The sequence below is a fragment of the Paenibacillus glacialis genome (assembly GCF_001637205.1).
Lineage (GTDB): Bacteria > Bacillota > Bacilli > Paenibacillales > Paenibacillaceae > Paenibacillus_AQ > Paenibacillus_AQ glacialis.
This window is the reverse complement of the sequence record NZ_LVJH01000022.1, coordinates 158,994-175,443: the sequence shown is the minus strand read 5'-3', so window position 1 is coordinate 175,443 and position 16,450 is coordinate 158,994. Positions and strand designations below refer to the sequence as shown.

Genomic DNA, 16,450 nt, shown 5'->3' with positions numbered 1-16,450 from the left:
GGGATCCAGACGAAGCAGAGTATACTATATGATGTTATTGATAGAGAATCAGGGAATTTTAAAGAGATTGAGTCTGCTTGTATGACTGCATTTGAAAAACGAGAGAAGGAACGGAAATTCGAATTAGAAGTCGATTCTGCTTTGAAGATAGATTATTTTCTTGAAGATAGGGGCTACACCTATTCAGCTCATGAAGTAATCGCTGAGTATTCAAGATTTCAGGAAACAAGATGTTAATTAAGTCATTCGATGAAAAACTGCATTAGCAACTTAGAAAGTGAGATTAAAGCTTTGCTGTAGATCAGCATGAAACTAAAAGATCCTCTAGGTTACTATTCTAACCATAATGATAATCTTATAAAGAGCACATAGGCTAACCCAAAGAATGCAATCACACAAGAGGGAATAATCCATGCAAGATGAGTTGGTATCAGTGTATTTTTCAGTAATTTTTTTTTGCGAGAGGGAAGCAATTCATATTTTAATTTTTTTAGGATTTTCTCCGCTTTTTCTTCATCACTAATTAAAAGTTCAGACCATAATTGTTCATACTGATCTCGGAGCAATTCTTTTTTAGAGCTATCTTTTAATAATATCATTTACGGCGCCTCCCATAAATTAGTAAGTGAAAAAAATCTGGAGAAATGTTTTTCACATCCTCCAGATTTTTCATTCTATTTTAATTTCCGTATACATGACCTCTTACCTGTATATGAGTCTTACTAAACATCTCGTTTATAACTTTTAGATATACATTATTTCTCCGCTGATCTGTGGTTACCGTATCATAAAATGCACTGCCATCCCAATATGTGAAAGCATTAACAAAAGTCCTTCCATGTGTATCATCACTGAAAGTGTTTTTAGTCACGATACTGTAACTTGCGTCGGATTTATTTATAGTACCTAATATTTGTTGCCATCCAGTAATGCCTACTCTGTTCGAAGTCATATTAAATTGATTACTATATGTTTTTTCACCTGCTCCAAAGTAATCTGGTCCATAGCTTGCCAATTCAACAGCTAGAGGCGAAATATGAGATTCACTCATTTTTGATTCACTCATTTTTGATTTAATTAATTTTTCAACTTTTTTACTCATCGTTTCTTGACCATCTATTACTACCTTCCAACTGTCTCCCTGTTCAATGACTGGGTATGAGACCTCATTAATTTCCCCATCATCTTTTCTAGTTAATTCAACTAAAGCTAAAAAGGTATTGTTTGTTGCTGGAGTAATACTTTTGAGACTTACATCCGAGAAAGGATTACTATTTACAGATTCCTTATATTGTTGTAATTGTTCTTCCGTACTATTAAATCTCGTATCGATCACCCATTTTACGGCTTCAGAAGCATTTCCAGATTGAGCAGCTTCTAAATAATTGCTTACAGATTGTTTTGCTAATTCCTCAGTAGAAAGCCCTTCTGCGCCTACGATTCCAGGAAATGCGGACATTACTAGCAAAGGAACCAATAGCATTGTCTTTTTGATTTTTTGGGTAACTAGCAACATTGTATTCATTTATTATCATCCTCTCAAATGTGGTATAGGTCAACCCTACCACATTTGGTAAATCCTGTACATCTTAATATGATTAAATATTGGAGTATCAAGAAATTTATAGTGGGTATTTAGGGGGAATGGTAAGTATAAAAATCTCTATCTATTCTATGAAAGATGAAAATATTATTGAATCTGAAGATATGTTAGTTAGTTTTAAAACTATGCGAGGAAGCAACCGAATGCATATGTATGGAGGTAGTATAAAGTAGTGGACACAAAAAGGAGTTTCTGAATAAACTTCAACTAATCAATTCTCTATCGGATATAGAAAATCGGTAGCTTAATGAAGAACCCTTATTTTTTTATTTCTACTTCAATGCAATCACACAAAAGGGAATAATCCATGTAAGATGAGTTTTAAATGAGGTGTAATATTTTTTTACGAAAGGGAAGCAATTCATATTTTAATTTTTTTAGGATTTTCTACGTTTTTTCTTCATCACTAATTAAAAGTTCAGACCATAATTGTTCATACTGATCTCGGAGCAATTCTATTTTAGAGCTTTCTTTTAATAATATCATTTACGGCCCCTCCCATAAATTGGTAAGTAAAAAAATCTGGAGAAATGTTTTTTACATCCTCCAGATTTTTCATTCTATTTTAATTTCCGTATATATGCCCTCTTACCTGTATCCAATCTACCAATTCCTCGTTTATAGCTTTTAGACTTACATTATTATAAGTCCTGCCTGTGTATACAGTATCATATAATGCACTGCCATCACCCGGTACGTACTCATCAATAATTTTCTGTCCCAATGTTTCATCACCGAAAGTGTTTCTATTCACGATATTGTAACGTACGACGACTTTTTTTGTATAATTCGTTTTCTCTTGCCATATAGTAATGCCTACTCTGTCCGCAGTCATATTAAAATTATTACTATATGTTTTTTTACCTGGACCAATATAATCTTGAAAGCTTCCCAAATGATCAGCTAGAGGCGAAATATGAGATTCACTCATTTTTGATTCACTCATTTTTGATTTAATTAATTTATCAACTTTTTTACTCATCGTTTCTTGACCATCTATTACTACCTTCCAACTGTCTCCCTGTTCAATGACTGGGTATGAGACCTCATTAATTTCCCCATCATCTTTTCTAGTTAATTCAACTAAAGCTAAAAAGGTATTGTTTGTTGCCGGAGTAATACTTTTGAGACTTACATCAGAGAAAGGATTTACAGATTCCTTATATTGTTGTAATTGTTCTTCCGTGCTATTAAATCTCGTATCTATCACCCATTTTACGGCTTCAGAAGCATTTCCAGATTGAGCAGCTTCTAAATAATTGCTTACGGATTGTTTTGCTATTTCCTCAGTAGAAAGCCCTTCTGCGCCTACGATTCCAGGAAATGCGGACATTACTAGCAAAGGAACCAATAGCATTGTCTTTTTGATTTTTTGGGTAACTAGCGACATTGTATTCATTTATTATCATCCTCTCAAATGTGGTATAGGTCAACCCTACCACATTTGGTAAATCCTGTACATCTTAATATGATTAAATATTGGAGTATCAAGAAATTTATAGTGGGTATTTAGGGGGAATGGTAAGTATAAAAATCTCTATCTATTCTATGAAAGATGAAAATATTATTGAATCTGAAGATATGTTAGTTAGTTTTAAAACTATGCGAGGAAGCAACCGAATGCATATGTATGGGGGTAGTATAAAGTAGTGGACACAAAAAGGAGTTTCTGAATAAACTTCAACTAATCAATTCTCTATCGGATATAGAAAATCGGTAGCTTAATGAAGAACCCTTATTTTTTATTTCTACTTCAGAGAGAGACCTATAACGGAAGTTATAAGCTATAACTCGTGGTATGAATATTTGTCATATACAGACGCTTTGAATAATATTAATGGGCAATTGCTCCTTGGTAATATTTCTTTCTGGTGGTGCGGAACAGATTATGAAGTTATGTTAAAGGCTAAGGAAACAAGAAATAATCACGGTATTTTCGCAGTTACGAGGACAATCGATCCGGAAGGATAGCTGTACTTTACATACGACAGTTGAGTTAAAGAATTCCATCACCCGAATTTATCTTTTAAGACCACTTTGGCTAAAGCCTTAGTGGTCTTGTATTAGTTGGTGAATATTTCAATAGCTCACGTACAACACTGACTTATATTTTTGATTTTAATACTATTGTGTATGACGATGATTTTAAATGACTAATATCGAAGAAGATCCAGGAGGAATTTCGCACATAGTCGTTATCACAACTCGTCATCTTCTCTATAAAGAAGATGAATATGGAGCGAAGGTGGCCAGTTTTACACTATGAGCGATTTTTTGAAGCTAAACTTAAATGGGATCACGGTTTTTAAGGTAGATGAAATCCAATATATACAAATAGGGAGCGTATATTGCTTCGTTAATTAAAGTAATAAAACCGAAGAATCATGAGCATGAAGTTGAGACTGTAACGCAGAATTAGTACTTAAAAGATTTGTAAAGACAAGGAAGAGTAGTCCGGATGAGGAGAGTTGGTGCAAAAAAAGACCACTTTAAATTGAAGTGGTCTTTGCGTCTATTTTCTTATTTAAAGGGTTTGAATCAATTGGATCATCGCCTCTGGTGTGGGGCGTCATAATTAATGATAAAATATCAACCAAAAATATTGATTTATTAAGGCTCTTTTATTAGAGTGAGAATTCATTTTCCCAATTTGTTTTAATTACTCTTATATCCCACATTTTATGAGAATATCTGGGTTCACAAAATATGGTATTCTTGCAGATATTACGGAGTTTTAAGTAGGGTTGAAAAAAATAGAGAAATTATGTCATTTTTTGTCGCGCAGTGTTATACTATATTTAGATACAATACTTGGAATTTATTAAGTAGATTTGAGGTGAAAAACAGCTATGAAAAAAAGAAACGTAACAGGTATTGTATTGGCCGTAATTTATTGTATTGTCCTTTTTGAGATTTTAATTGATGCACCCCCTGGTGAAGCTCCAAATAATCCGCTATGGGCATACGCAATGATTCCACTTGGAGCTGTTGTAATTACCTCTCTCTTTGATTATGTGATCAAGTTCGATTTGTTCGATTTCTTCAAAAAAAAGAAATAGCTCTCTATATCTATTGCAATTCCAGCCTTCGCTCAGGATCAGGAAAATTTACCATCTTCTTTGCCAGTATCACAAATGGATCAAACTGTAAGTCTCTCAGACTTAGTTAAAAGCACAACCAGTAATTCTGTCACTTTTACAGATGGTTCTACATTAGTTCAATACGACAATTACTATATTGCAACAGATTCAAATGGAAAAGAAGAGTTCAAAATCACAAAAGTTGATGATAATAAAGTAAAGTATGAAAACCTGCAAACCGGCGAAGTGAATTATGCAATTAAAGAAGTTGAACCCATTCAAGAAAAACTCGAATCCTCTGCACAGACATTATCAGAAGGTTTTGTATATAAAGGAGCGGTACAAAATTCGACTGAGTTACGATATGCCACTGCCTCTGCAGTAGCAGGTATACTTGCTTCCTTTATAGGCGGACCTACAACTGGAAGAATATTAGGAGTACTTGTAAGCGTTGGCGGTTATTATCTTTCTATGAATGCACCAAGAGCCTATTGGATAGAAAAAACATACACTAAAGAAGAAAGGCACAGTGATTTTTCTGCGACTTTAACCATCAGGAAAGACTTCCACTATTATCAATATCATGATTATACTGGATTTATTAATACTGTTTCGACAATTCAGATGTGCCAACCTTATGGTTGTGGTCCAGTCGAAGAATATAATTAATAAATAAATCTTTGTCTATTTTGTTTCTATTTAAAGGCTCAATACCAAGGTTTCATTCATTTCTCACTAATTTCTAAAAAATTTTCTCATTAAAATTGAAAAAATACTCATTAATTATGACGACACACATCTGGATCCAGGTTATCGCCAAAATGAGCTTTGGTGATTTCATTGACGAAAGCGCCTCTGTTCCTTCTGGAATCGTTACTGCCTTCCCGGATAAAGAGATGCATTTCTGGATACGTCACAAAAGACTCATCCTCTTCACCGATAAATTCAAACCACACGCCCATATCTTCGATTTCCTTCGTGGTGGCCCACTTCGGCGTCATTCTATCATCGCCGGCAAACTTCCAGAAAAAAGTGACACGTTCACCTAATTCAAAATGATATTTCTCAAATCCCATTCTATAAGCACGCTCCTTTAGTTGGTAGAAATCCACATCGATAACCGGTCAAGTGAGCTTTATGATTTTTTTATTTTTGGCCAGTAATGTAGCGTGAATGTTCCTCTGCTTTCAAAAACAACCAAGTCCCCGTTGTACAGTTCAATTGTCCCAACAGGATGGCCTCCTGCTGTACGATAATCACCAAATAAACGGCCGTTTCTGTATAATATAGCGGATACTTCGCGGCCTAAGAAGTTAATCTTCTCGGAAACTCGTTCTCCATTCTCATAATAAGTAATGGTTTCTTCGATAATAGTAAACGCAATTCTTTCTCTCCACAGTCTGCTAACCGGCTCCGGTAGGAGGCCTGGACCCAGCTTCTGAATCGTAAAATTTGCTGGTTTAGAGATTTTATCCAGTGTCCACACGCAAAGTGCGGCCACCTTGATCGGGGTATTCATGAAACATTACGGTAAGTAAGTCATCCTCCGGATCCTCAATTGTTAAGAAGGAAGGGCGCATTTCATTGATAAAAAAAGTAATGATGAAGTAAAGGTGGATCTTTTGTATAAGCGATGTAAATATGATAAGAAGTATCTCGAAATAGGAAAGGAGGGTCTTAGAAACAACTCGTCATCTTCTCTTACAAAGGACGACGAAATTTAGTGAAATGGAATAGTAGAGGGCGCATTGTACCGTTTAATAAGAATGAATAATTTCGTCGTCCTCTATATTTTAGAGAAATGAGGATTATAAATGTTTAACAAATTTTTGGATCAATTTAAACAACTGGGCAAATCAGACAAAACGATTCAAAATTATGTAAGTACCTGGAATGCATTTGAAAAATGGATGAAACAAGGTAATCCATACCTGTAGGATGCTGGATACGCAACCCAAAAAGATATCTCTGATTATAAGAGGTATATGTTGCAAGAGGGAGGTCGTTATGGTCAACCGGCTAAACCATCTACAATGCAGTTGGCGTTTGTACAACTGAATGCTATTTTCCGTTTCTTTGCCGAGAAAGGTTACGAGGTCTCCATCTTCCTTTTCAGCTATTGGGCGCAGCGTAGATATGTATATTAAGCATGCTTAATATACATGTTAACGTAAGCATTTGGGTTCCGAATAACTAAACCTGCGTTTCGTCTCTGATTTCATCGAAAAATAAGGTGTGTCCCATGCCCATGGGACACACCCCTGACCTCTCACTTCATTTAGTTATATACATTTAACTCATGTATGGACCACCAACTCGAAGCCGTGCCGGTCTGTACTACTTTGATGTAACGGGCCGTTTTCACCGAGAAACTTGCGGTGATTATCGGTCCACTTCCCGTTCCGCTCTTCACCGAGCTTCCCCAGTTAGTGCCATCGTTCGAGACGTATACCTTATAGCCACGAGCATAGTCATCATTGCTACCTGTCGAATTCATAATAAGCTTGTTAAAACTCTTTGTTACCTTCATATCCACAGTGAAGGATTGCCCCGAAGCCATTGGAATACCTGCGCTCCAGCGTGTGGACATATTGCCATCCAGCAAATTCCCTGGTACGTCTGCGCTCGATGGAGATGAGGTCGCCGTCCATCCCGTCCGATCAAGCGTTCCGCTTCCAGACTGAGTCGTGCCACTAGCTGTATTGCTGACAGCCGAACTATTTCCGGCCGCATCCTTCGCTTTAACCGTATAGCTATATGTTGTTGATGCACTCAGCCCCGTGTCACTATATGACGTTGAAGTAGACGAGCCAACAATCGATCCATTACGAAAGATTTCATAGCCCGTTACCCCCACGTTATCCGTTGAGGCGTTCCAGCTTAGGTTAATCTGACTACTCGATGTTGCTGTCGCTGTTAGGTTTGTGGGTGCACTTGGCGCTTGCGTATCCCCGATATTGGCACCGCCAAATTCCGTCACCGTCTGCCTCATAGCATCGCTTGGGGAATTCCCATACACCTTACCTCCTGTATCGTTAACGATATGAGTAATTTCGCTTCCAGGTGTACCACCCAACCATATGGAAGTCGCATGATGGATTTTCACGCCTTGAACATTTGGAACCTCAATACCACTATTCAGCTTGACGGCCGCATCTTTAAAGAAAGAATAGGTACCAAGACCCCAAGCTTCATGGGTGGTCACAGAGTCTGCCACTTTGTACGAAGCATATCCGTTCTTGGTACCTTCGTTACTCATCCAAGCTGATTGGCTTGGCACATCATAGGGTATTTCAGTTTGATAAAAGTATGTCCGTCCACCATTGCCATTCCATAATGTCTGGTATTGATGATAATGCTCAACAAACAGTCCATATATAGTAATGTCATCCCCATTCACAATCAGACCATTCTTCGTAACGTTGGTATCCCAGCCCACTCCTGAACCGTGGTCTGCACGCCATATCCAGAAGTGATCTCCAATGACTTGGTCACTGTTAATCACAAGGCTTGTTTCGGCGTTTCCAACGCCACTCCCTCCTACTCTGAAGTAAAGATCATGAAGAGAGGTCGGATTGGAAGCATGATTCAAAGTACTTCCTGAAGGTCCTACTTCCATTAATGAAGATGAATTAATCAGACCTGCATCGAATAGTAGTCCTGCAACTTTCACGCCATCTACATCAGCAACCTTCATAACCACTTGTCCGTTATCGGGTATCAATGTAGGTAAACCGATTCCTAGCACGACTGTGTTAGGATTACTGATTTGAATCGTATCGTCTAAGTGATAGATTCCTGGCGTAAACACAAGATGCTTTCCTTGGCTCAGCGCAGCATTAATAGTTGCTGCAGTGGATGTATCTGGTTTAGCAATATAGAATTGATCAATCGATAGGGATGAACCTGGTGTAGAACCTCCAGCCCAGCTAACTCCCTTACGGTCCGTTCGCAAAGACGGAACGAATACGCGATATTTCCCAGAGCTGTCGACATAAAGGTACGGCTTTTCTCGAATAACAGGAGCTTTATCAACCACGGTATACGGTGGATCCGGAAAATTTCCTGCAGGAGGGTTCGTGTCCCCAACAAAAACCATATTCCAAACCCCATTTGTCCATTCTGAATACTGACTGTTACGGGAGAACCATTGCTGCTGCGAAGCAGGAGCGACTGTACTGTCCACGATGGAATCCGCGAGGAATCCTCCGCTTGCCCAGCCTGCATTCCAATTGGAATCTAAATCAAACAAATCCAACGAGCCTGCAATATGCACGCGTCTCATAGGGGCCGCCTGTGATACAGCCCATTGTGTCTTTCCGCTTGATGGCGTTATCTTAAGGTTCTCGACCGAACGCCAAAAGTTCTGGGTCGCGTTGCCGTTCGCCCAATCTGCATCCACGTTGAATCCACCCGTGATGTTCACATCATCAGGATTTTGTCCCAGTCCTGCTACATGAGTGTAGAACCCTTCTCTTATATTCACGTTGTATGATCCTGGTTTGAAGAGAAGCGCGTATCTCTCGCTACCGAATTGATTCGTTTCCTGTGTGTTGAATATGGTGTTGGACACGTTCTGAATGTCCGAAGTGGACATGGTAGGGTCAAATACATAAACATTAGGACCGAAAATGGTTGAATTCGCTCCGCTGATTGGCGTTGCTGCTTCAGAAACACTAGGCTGAATCGAGAACACACCTAATACAATCGCTAACATAGAAATAACGGATACCATTTTCTTTAACATTAACATGCCTCCTAAATTTAGACTTCATGTTCTAATTAGGCTCTATCTCGGTGACAATCCGTTATTTCTCCGTAAATTCAACTTATCCACTTATAAAATGACTCGAACACCTCCTACATAAACATCTGTCTCACCAATGTATAAGCGCTTATACTTTTGGTGTAAACCACCTCCTTTTCTATGAAAAAAGACTGCATACAACTATTGTAATAAAGCGAGTTGTCTCTCAAGTTCACTTGCCTACCTTTGAGACAACCCTACATACAATCTATCCAGTCGTATTTGCCACTTCATGTATATCATGAACCGATTGTTCGAACTTCACTTCTATGTTCTTGTCGATATTCGGTAGGTGTGAGTTTAAATTTCCTTCGAAACAACTGTGTAAAATGCTTCACATCCTGATAACCTACCCGTTCCGATATATCCGCTAACTTCAGTTGTGGATTGAGTAGTAGTTGCTTCGCTTGCTCCATGCGTAAATGAATTACGTATTCTTTAAATCCATAACCTGTCTTTTGTTTGAACACTTGGCTGAAATAAACGGGGTTCAGGTAGACAATCGAAGCGATTCTTTCCAACGTTAAGTCGGAATTGTAATTGGTCTTTATATACTGCAACGCTACCTCAATGACTTGGCTCCCGCCTGTTGCATAATACTCAAATTCATGAGAGATCGAATTCTGATGCATCCGCTGTACTTCAGCAGGAATGGTATTGAAATCGGACAACACTTCAGAGTGAAAGATTTGAAAGGGAACCTTAACATACTTTTTCAAATAAATGCGGAGCTTTTCCAACATATCCTTCATCGTATTCTCTTCATCCATCGTTATGAGACCCAACACACTTTTAGCATCAAAACTTGTTGCGAATCCGTTACCATACTGATCAATCAATTCGGTGAGAATGTTATCAATGATAAAATGCTCTAAATGGACAACTTTGTCACTTTCCATCTTCACCATAACGAGTTGATACTGCGGATGGTTAGCAATGACTGACGCCATATCCATGCCTCCAATATCCAGACCAGAGGCCCAACGTTGAAATACCGCTTCACGTAGAAATTTCAAATTCGTATTTACCAATTTAGCAGCTTTGACAATCTCTGCTTCACATCCAATTTTAAGCTCAAGCTTACCGATCATCTCCAACAACATATCTTTACCTATCGGCTTAAGTAAATAATCCACCGCTCCTAGACGCACAGCTTCCTTGGCATAGGCAAATTCAGAGTAGGCAGAGATAATCACCCAATGAATATGCGGATAACTCGCTTTAGCCAATTGCATCAATTCTAACCCAGTCATACCTGGCATTAGAATGTCCGTCAGGACGATCTCTATCGGACGACTGCGCAGCATTTGTACAGCCTCTTCTGGATTGGCCGCCAGATAAATGCCAGCCTGCGGATAAGACTTCTGAATCGTTCGCTTAACGCCTTCCCGAATGACAGATTCATCATCGACGATGAGGATGTTCATCTCCATGCCCCCCCTTGTAACGGAATCGGTATCACTACGATCACTGTTGTCCCTTGACCCTTTTGACTCTCCACATGAATACCATAGGCTTCTCCAAACATCATGTTGATTCGAGCGTGAACATTATGTAATCCGATCCCTCTTCTCGCTTGATTCAGCGGTTCAATAGCTAAGGTTGAGTTCATCTCTAAAGATGCCCTAACCTGACGTAACGTTTCTTCTTCCATGCCCATTCCATGGTCTGTGATACGAATATGGAGTTCGTGATTGTGCTGTTCCGCAGATACTTGTAACTTACAGGGTATCCCTAACGGTTCCAGACCATATTTCACTGCATTCTCGATAATCGGTTGAATCGTCACTTTCGGCAAGATAACATCAAGCCACTGTTCAGAAACTTCAATCTCCGTCTCCAATCGATTATCCAGTCGGGTCTCAATAATCGTCAGATAATGACGAATTTGCTCCAACTCTTGGCCGAGTGTTGTCTGTGAAGCCTCTCCCCAATTACTGCTATATCGAAACATTTGGGAAAGCGAGAGAACCACTCGACTTAGCCTTTCATTCTCTTTCTCATCCAACATCCAATAAATCATATCTAATGTGTTATATAAGAAATGAGGATTCACTTGCGATTGAAGCGCCTGTAACTGGGCATTCTTCTCGCTAACCGAGGATAACTTGATCCGGTCGATTAATTCATCCATCCGATGTACCATTCGATTAAAGGAAGAGACTAGGCTATTGATCTCATCAAATGAATTGACATTCACTGAACCACTGAAATTCCCCAATTCAACTTTCTTCATTTCTCGAATCAGTAACTTCAATGGAGACGCAATCGTCTTAGATACGAGTGAAGCCAGCGCCGTGGATACAACGATTAGCACGAGCACAACAATCGCCAGATACAAACGGGTCTGGTTGATCTCAGCATTCAGATCACTCTTTGGTGTTATTCCGTAAATCGTCCAATCGGCAAGTAAGGTCTTCGCAGCCACAATCAATTGATCTGACTCATCATCCACCATAATCTCGTGAGCCTTCGAAGGTTTGGGAAGCTCAGTAAACACAGGCCATTTGGCCTCCTGTTGCCCCTTGCTTGCTATTACATGATCATCTTTCCCCGTAATAAACGCTCGCGTACCGGGACTGATACTAACATTGGATAACGCCTCTGTAATGGGGGCCGGATCCGTCTCGATAATAATCATTCCTATAGATTTGTAATCCGTGAGATCATAGAGCTGCCTACCAAATACGAATACCGTATCTTGTTGCATCTTATTAACGAGTGATCCGGGATAGAATCCAAGCCAGACCATATTTCCTGAAGACGCTTTCAACTTAAGATACCATTCCGTTTGTTCATAATTAATATTAATGACCCCACCAAATTGTCGCTCATAGCTATAGACCTTACCCGCATTCGTAATGATGTGAATCCCTACAATCTCTTTGCGAGAAAAATACGTCGCACCAATAATATTCGTAATGGATCGCTCATTAATGACGGAAACAGCAGGATTACTAGATGTCTCTTGAAGTAACCGAGTTAATTCATAGTTACCATTCAGCGATTTAGTAACACTGTTATAACCCTCAAGCATGAGATCAAACAAACCTGCTGTTTGAGAAATATTCTTCTGAGCAATATCACTGATCTTAGAATGAATGATATCTAGCGATCGTGAATAATAAAGGAAACTGACGATAATGAGGATAGCGGTCATACAGGTCAAAAAAAGCAGGAAAAGCCGGCTATGAATAGAACGGAATCCTCGAGCCAATTCCTTTGTCCCCCTTCCACTCGATTTATTTCCATTTTATCACAATAACCATCTAGTAAAGATTATCCTTTTACCGCGCCTGCTACCATCCCCTGTGTAATTTTGTCTGCTAATAAGAAATAGATGATGATCACGGGAAGTGCACCTAATACTAAGAACGCCCCGATAGCTCCATAATTCACCGAATATTGGCTTACAAAGCTATTCACTCCAAAAGGCAGTGTCTTCAATGCATTTGCCGAAATGAATGTCGCTGCCAAGATGTACTCATTCCATATCGTGATAAACGTCAAGATACATACGGTCATAATCGGAGGAATAGAAATCGGCAACATAATATTCCAATATACTCGAATGATACTCGCACCATCCATGATCGCCGACTCTTCAATCTCACCCGGGATCGTCTTCATAAAGCCATTTAGAATAAATACAGCAATCGGCGTTGAGAATGCGATATAGGGCAAAATAATGGATGCATGTGTATTCAAAATGTGCATATTTTTAAAGATAATCATTAATGGCAACAACGTCGCTTGCATTGGAATCATCATTCCAACAAGAAAAAACAACAATACCACCTGACCATAACGCCAGCGGAAACGACTTATGGCGAATGCAGCAAGCGAGCTCATGATAATGACGCAAGTCATCGTCACCGATGTAACAAAGAAACTGTTCCATAAATAACGAAGGTAATCCCCTCCCGCAAATGCGGAGGTATAATTACTCCATTGTGGAATTTGCGGCAGTGCGAAGAAATTCCCAGACAGAATCTCCTCATTTGTCTTGAATGAGTACAGGATTAACCACAGCAATGGGTAGACTTGCGTCACCACTAACAGGGATAAGAACACAAGAGCGATTCCCTTTCCAAAGGAAAATCGTCTGCGATTGGGCATGGCCTTTACATGTCGTAAAGTCGTGACCTGTGATGTATTCATATCGATTTCCCTCCTTTACGAGAAACGTTTCTCTAATTTGTTGAAAATATAATTAATGATTATTGTGGCAATTAAACATACGACAACCAGGAATGAAGCAATTGAGCTTCCATATCCATACTTCATGGATGAGAAAGACATTTTATACATGTGTGTGGAAATCACTTCCGTGGCATTAGCAGGTCCACCGGCTGTCATGACCATAACCATATCGAATGCCTGTAGTGAGCCGATAAAGGCCAACACAATGGATATTTTGAAAATAGGGATAATCATCGGTAACGTAATGTACCGGTCTGCTTTAAACCCTTCCGCTCCATCAATGCGGGCCGCTTCGTAGATTTCGGTTGGCACATTTGAAATCCCTGTGAACTGAATGAGCGTATGATAGCCCAAGTACTGCCATAATGCGACAAAATATAAAGAGTACATCGCCACCGCAGGATCCGTTAGCCAAGATTTCGTCCAGGACTCAAGTCCAATGGTGGTCAAAATTTGATTCAACATCCCACCCATGGATGCTGGATTATAAATCGTTATCCATAACTGTCCGATGATAACAACGGATAAAATAACAGGTAAGAAGTAACTGGAGACCAAAAAGTTCGGTTTGCGAATATATCTTCGAAGTAAGATAGCTATGAACAACGCAATCGGAATCTCAGCCATCGAAAAAACAGCAAACATGAATGTTCTACGTACAGAAGGCCAGAAAATGACATCATTGAAAAATAGATTCTTAAAATTATCCAATCCTACAAATGTCGATTCGCCTATACCATTCCAGTCTAATAACCCGCTATATAACGATACGAGAATGGGAACGAATACAATTCCGAAGTAAATAGCTAAGCTAGGTAGCACAAACGCAGTAATGGTAAGGCGGGAAACCTTAAGAACGTTCACACCTTATCTCCTCCTTCTGAGATTTAAGATAGATATAAAGGGAACAACAAGTGTCCCCTTCATATCTATAGATTCAACTAAAGACGAACCCTCATATTCATGATTTTCTGATTGAACTTGGGAACGCGCACGTTAGTTCATTCTATATCGTTAGATGTAACTATTTTTTATTGGCTTCATACGCGGTTTGATGTTCTTTCCCAACTTCAGCCGAATCTTTCTTCTGCACGAAGAGGTTCTGAATGCTGTTTAAATGTACTTGTGCTGTACCTGGGTTCATCGTGTTGTCGAACGCCAAGTCTCCGCCTTTTACTTCTTTAAAGAGACCAAGTACTTCCATCGCCATATCAGAATAACCTGCAGCCTTAAAGTCTCCATCCACGATCTGCCCGATTCCAACAGCGCCCTTAGCTGTAAATGCTTCTTTCGGGAAGTTCAACATGAACCAATTCAAGAAATCCTTTGTTTCTTGCAAATGCTCACTATTCGCAGAAATTGCGAATCCGCTACCCGGTGCTAACATGAACTCATTTGGATCGCCTTTACCACCGATCGTTGGAAATTTAAATACGCCAACTTTCCCATTCACCGAGGAAGCTTCAATACCACCTGTTGCCCATGTCCCCATGAAATACATCGCTGACTTCCCTGTCTTGAATAAGTTCTCCCCAGCATTGTAGTCAAAGGAAGTAGCTCCTTCTTGGAAAGCACCCGCTGCAACTAAACTTTTGAATGCATCGACTGCTTCTTTAAATGCAGGATCTTCAAATGTCTTCTTGTTATCAATAACATCCTTCAAGAATCCTGGACCGTTTGTGCGAAGCAACATATTCATGAACAAGAAGGACCCCGTCCAAGAATCCTTTTCACCAATAGCGATCGGCGTAATCCCTTTTTCTTTGAGTGTTCCAACGACTTTAAGCATATCTTCGAACGTTGTTGGCACTTGTACGCCAGCTTTTTCGAAAAGCTCTTTATTATAATAGACAACAGCGATGTTATTTCCATCTGGAAGAGCATACGTGTTGTTATCGAAGCTATACCAATCCAATAATCCTTCTTGGAAAGTAGCCTTCAAGCCATTTTGGTCCAACATATCATTCAATGGAGCAAATAAACCGGCTTCTACAAAAGGTTTCATTTGTGCTGAAGGGTTCACGATTGTAATATCAGGAACCTCTTTCGATGCTGCCTGTGTCTTCAACTTCAATTTCTGTTGATCCGTATTAAGAGAATCGAGTTCAATCTTTATGTTAGGATGTTCAGTCTGATATTGTGTTACGAGCTTCTTCATCAGTTGATTCTTAGGATCGGTCGTATCCGGATAGATGTTCTGGAACGTAATCTTAACGTCCTTCGCAACAACTTTTTCTTCAACCTTTTCTGTTGTCTTTCCACTATCAGGGCTTGCAGTATCGCCTTTATTGTTGGTAGCGCTGTTGCCACACGCTGCTAAACTAAGTGCTAAGGAAGCGGTAAGAGCTAAACTTAATATTTTTGATTTTCTTGCCATTTTATTCACCCCTTATCATTGTATAGCCTTATTATGAATCCATTTTTTCCCTTTGGGGAGGTGCGAAATTTAGGAAAGAGGGTTAGTTTTTTCAGATTAGGTGGATTGGGGGGAATTTGGGATGAAAAAAAACCGTTCAAACAGCGAATCACTGTTTGAACGGTTTTTTTCTTATTTGGATCTAATTAAACGGTTTATGTATTGATCTGAAAGATATATTGTTCATCATTCGGGACAACATTAGATGTGAATATTAAAATTTTCCTATACCACCCTCGCCAAGGGGACTAATCTGCCCCCCATCTAGAGGACCTACTGGTTGAGTGAATCCAATAACGATAATAAGCGCAATCAACATAACAACCGTTTGCTTTTTCATT

Annotated in this window: 18 protein-coding genes; 6 read left to right on the top strand and 12 right to left on the bottom strand. The window is 39.4% G+C overall.

Annotation, left to right across the window (positions count from 1 at the left end; translation table 11 throughout):
- The first annotated feature begins 81 nt into the window (after nt 1-81).
- The gene (locus PGLA_RS28000) at nt 82-237 is read left to right on the top strand and encodes a hypothetical protein (protein WP_161487898.1); all 156 of its coding nucleotides are present in this window, start codon (nt 82-84) and stop codon (nt 235-237) included.
- Nucleotides 238-332: 95 nt separating this feature from the next.
- On the opposite strand, the gene PGLA_RS13485 is transcribed toward PGLA_RS28000, so the two are convergent.
- The 3 genes from PGLA_RS13485 to PGLA_RS13470 form a co-directional block, all read right to left on the bottom strand.
- Nucleotides 333-599 (bottom strand): hypothetical protein, encoded by a 267-nt coding sequence (locus PGLA_RS13485; protein WP_068533511.1) that lies wholly within the window; start codon nt 597-599, stop codon nt 333-335.
- An 80-nt stretch (nt 600-679) separates the two neighbouring features.
- Nucleotides 680-1,525, bottom strand: coding sequence for a hypothetical protein (locus PGLA_RS13480; RefSeq protein WP_068533509.1), 846 nt, complete (start codon nt 1,523-1,525; stop codon nt 680-682).
- A gap of 643 nt (nt 1,526-2,168) precedes the next feature.
- Nucleotides 2,169-3,002: a hypothetical protein gene (locus PGLA_RS13470; protein ID WP_068533507.1), complete on the bottom strand. Its 834-nt coding sequence runs from the start codon at nt 3,000-3,002 to the stop codon at nt 2,169-2,171.
- Between the two features lie 407 nt (nt 3,003-3,409).
- On the opposite strand from PGLA_RS13470, the gene PGLA_RS28570 reads away from it, so the two are divergent.
- From PGLA_RS28570 to PGLA_RS13460, 3 genes are all read left to right on the top strand, one after another.
- Entirely contained in the window at nt 3,410-3,574 is a 165-nt protein-coding gene (locus PGLA_RS28570) for a hypothetical protein (RefSeq protein ID WP_211269542.1), read from the top strand.
- Between the two features lie 878 nt (nt 3,575-4,452).
- Nucleotides 4,453-4,662 (top strand): hypothetical protein, encoded by a 210-nt coding sequence (locus PGLA_RS13465; RefSeq protein WP_068533505.1) that lies wholly within the window; start codon nt 4,453-4,455, stop codon nt 4,660-4,662.
- Between the two features lie 75 nt (nt 4,663-4,737).
- Entirely contained in the window at nt 4,738-5,352 is a 615-nt protein-coding gene (locus PGLA_RS13460) for an adenosine deaminase (protein ID WP_245699869.1), read from the top strand.
- 110 nt (nt 5,353-5,462) lie between these two features.
- On the opposite strand, the gene PGLA_RS13455 is transcribed toward PGLA_RS13460, so the two are convergent.
- Nucleotides 5,463-5,759 carry a hypothetical protein gene (locus PGLA_RS13455; RefSeq protein WP_068533501.1) on the bottom strand — a complete coding sequence of 99 codons (297 nt, stop codon included), beginning with the start codon at nt 5,757-5,759 and terminating at the stop codon, nt 5,463-5,465.
- 59 nt (nt 5,760-5,818) lie between these two features.
- Nucleotides 5,819-6,202, bottom strand: a complete 384-nt coding sequence (locus PGLA_RS13450; protein WP_161487897.1) for a hypothetical protein — start codon at nt 6,200-6,202, stop codon at nt 5,819-5,821.
- 295 nt (nt 6,203-6,497) lie between these two features.
- On the opposite strand from PGLA_RS13450, the gene PGLA_RS29405 reads away from it, so the two are divergent.
- Together PGLA_RS29405 and PGLA_RS27995 are read left to right on the top strand one after the other, a co-directional pair.
- Nucleotides 6,498-6,620, top strand: a complete 123-nt coding sequence (locus PGLA_RS29405; RefSeq protein ID WP_281197304.1) for a hypothetical protein — start codon at nt 6,498-6,500, stop codon at nt 6,618-6,620.
- Between the two features lie 48 nt (nt 6,621-6,668).
- Nucleotides 6,669-6,830, top strand: a complete 162-nt coding sequence (locus tag PGLA_RS27995; protein WP_161487896.1) for a hypothetical protein — start codon at nt 6,669-6,671, stop codon at nt 6,828-6,830.
- 131 nt (nt 6,831-6,961) lie between these two features.
- On the opposite strand, the gene PGLA_RS13445 is transcribed toward PGLA_RS27995, so the two are convergent.
- The 7 genes from PGLA_RS13445 to PGLA_RS29400 all read right to left on the bottom strand — a co-directional run bounded on the left by PGLA_RS13445 (nt 6,962) and on the right by PGLA_RS29400 (nt 16,449).
- Nucleotides 6,962-9,430 carry a discoidin domain-containing protein gene (locus PGLA_RS13445; protein ID WP_068533497.1) on the bottom strand — a complete coding sequence of 823 codons (2,469 nt, stop codon included), beginning with the start codon at nt 9,428-9,430 and terminating at the stop codon, nt 6,962-6,964.
- A 299-nt stretch (nt 9,431-9,729) separates the two neighbouring features.
- Nucleotides 9,730-10,917: a response regulator transcription factor gene (locus PGLA_RS13440; protein WP_068533496.1), complete on the bottom strand. Its 1,188-nt coding sequence runs from the start codon at nt 10,915-10,917 to the stop codon at nt 9,730-9,732.
- The gene (locus PGLA_RS13435; protein WP_068533494.1) at nt 10,914-12,707 is read right to left on the bottom strand and encodes a sensor histidine kinase; all 1,794 of its coding nucleotides are present in this window, start codon (nt 12,705-12,707) and stop codon (nt 10,914-10,916) included. Before PGLA_RS13435 ends, PGLA_RS13440 begins: the two co-directional genes overlap by 4 nt.
- 62 nt (nt 12,708-12,769) lie before the next feature.
- Nucleotides 12,770-13,609: a carbohydrate ABC transporter permease gene (locus PGLA_RS13430; protein ID WP_068533566.1), complete on the bottom strand. Its 840-nt coding sequence runs from the start codon at nt 13,607-13,609 to the stop codon at nt 12,770-12,772.
- Between the two features lie 57 nt (nt 13,610-13,666).
- The gene (locus PGLA_RS13425) at nt 13,667-14,557 is read right to left on the bottom strand and encodes a carbohydrate ABC transporter permease (protein WP_068533492.1); all 891 of its coding nucleotides are present in this window, start codon (nt 14,555-14,557) and stop codon (nt 13,667-13,669) included.
- Nucleotides 14,558-14,717: 160 nt separating this feature from the next.
- On the bottom strand, nt 14,718-16,070 hold the full coding sequence (locus tag PGLA_RS13420) for an extracellular solute-binding protein (protein WP_068533490.1): 1,353 nt from the start codon (nt 16,068-16,070) through the stop codon (nt 14,718-14,720).
- 253 nt (nt 16,071-16,323) lie between these two features.
- Nucleotides 16,324-16,449 (bottom strand): hypothetical protein, encoded by a 126-nt coding sequence (locus PGLA_RS29400; protein ID WP_281197303.1) that lies wholly within the window; start codon nt 16,447-16,449, stop codon nt 16,324-16,326.
- Nucleotide 16,450: the final 1 nt, after the last annotated feature.

What these genes read in the sequence shown, in the direction of transcription:
- PGLA_RS13465 (WP_068533505.1), top strand. Translation starts at nt 4,453, where the DNA reads ATGAAAAAAAGAAACGTAACAGGTATTGTATTGGCCGTAATTTATTGT.
- PGLA_RS13450 (WP_161487897.1), bottom strand. Translation starts at nt 6,202, where the DNA reads ATGAATACCCCGATCAAGGTGGCCGCACTTTGCGTGTGGACACTGGAT.
- PGLA_RS13455 (WP_068533501.1), bottom strand. Translation starts at nt 5,759, where the DNA reads ATGGGATTTGAGAAATATCATTTTGAATTAGGTGAACGTGTCACTTTT.
- PGLA_RS13445 (WP_068533497.1), bottom strand. Translation starts at nt 9,430, where the DNA reads ATGTTAAAGAAAATGGTATCCGTTATTTCTATGTTAGCGATTGTATTA.
- PGLA_RS13480 (WP_068533509.1), bottom strand. Translation starts at nt 1,525, where the DNA reads ATGAATACAATGTTGCTAGTTACCCAAAAAATCAAAAAGACAATGCTA.
- PGLA_RS28000 (WP_161487898.1), top strand. Translation starts at nt 82, where the DNA reads ATGACTGCATTTGAAAAACGAGAGAAGGAACGGAAATTCGAATTAGAA.
- PGLA_RS13460 (WP_245699869.1), top strand. Translation starts at nt 4,738, where the DNA reads ATGGATCAAACTGTAAGTCTCTCAGACTTAGTTAAAAGCACAACCAGT.
- PGLA_RS29400 (WP_281197303.1), bottom strand. Translation starts at nt 16,449, where the DNA reads ATGAAAAAGCAAACGGTTGTTATGTTGATTGCGCTTATTATCGTTATT.
- PGLA_RS13470 (WP_068533507.1), bottom strand. Translation starts at nt 3,002, where the DNA reads ATGAATACAATGTCGCTAGTTACCCAAAAAATCAAAAAGACAATGCTA.
- PGLA_RS13430 (WP_068533566.1), bottom strand. Translation starts at nt 13,609, where the DNA reads ATGCCCAATCGCAGACGATTTTCCTTTGGAAAGGGAATCGCTCTTGTG.
- PGLA_RS29405 (WP_281197304.1), top strand. Translation starts at nt 6,498, where the DNA reads ATGTTTAACAAATTTTTGGATCAATTTAAACAACTGGGCAAATCAGAC.
- PGLA_RS13440 (WP_068533496.1), bottom strand. Translation starts at nt 10,917, where the DNA reads ATGAACATCCTCATCGTCGATGATGAATCTGTCATTCGGGAAGGCGTT.
- PGLA_RS13420 (WP_068533490.1), bottom strand. Translation starts at nt 16,070, where the DNA reads ATGGCAAGAAAATCAAAAATATTAAGTTTAGCTCTTACCGCTTCCTTA.
- PGLA_RS13485 (WP_068533511.1), bottom strand. Translation starts at nt 599, where the DNA reads ATGATATTATTAAAAGATAGCTCTAAAAAAGAATTGCTCCGAGATCAG.
- PGLA_RS27995 (WP_161487896.1), top strand. Translation starts at nt 6,669, where the DNA reads ATGTTGCAAGAGGGAGGTCGTTATGGTCAACCGGCTAAACCATCTACA.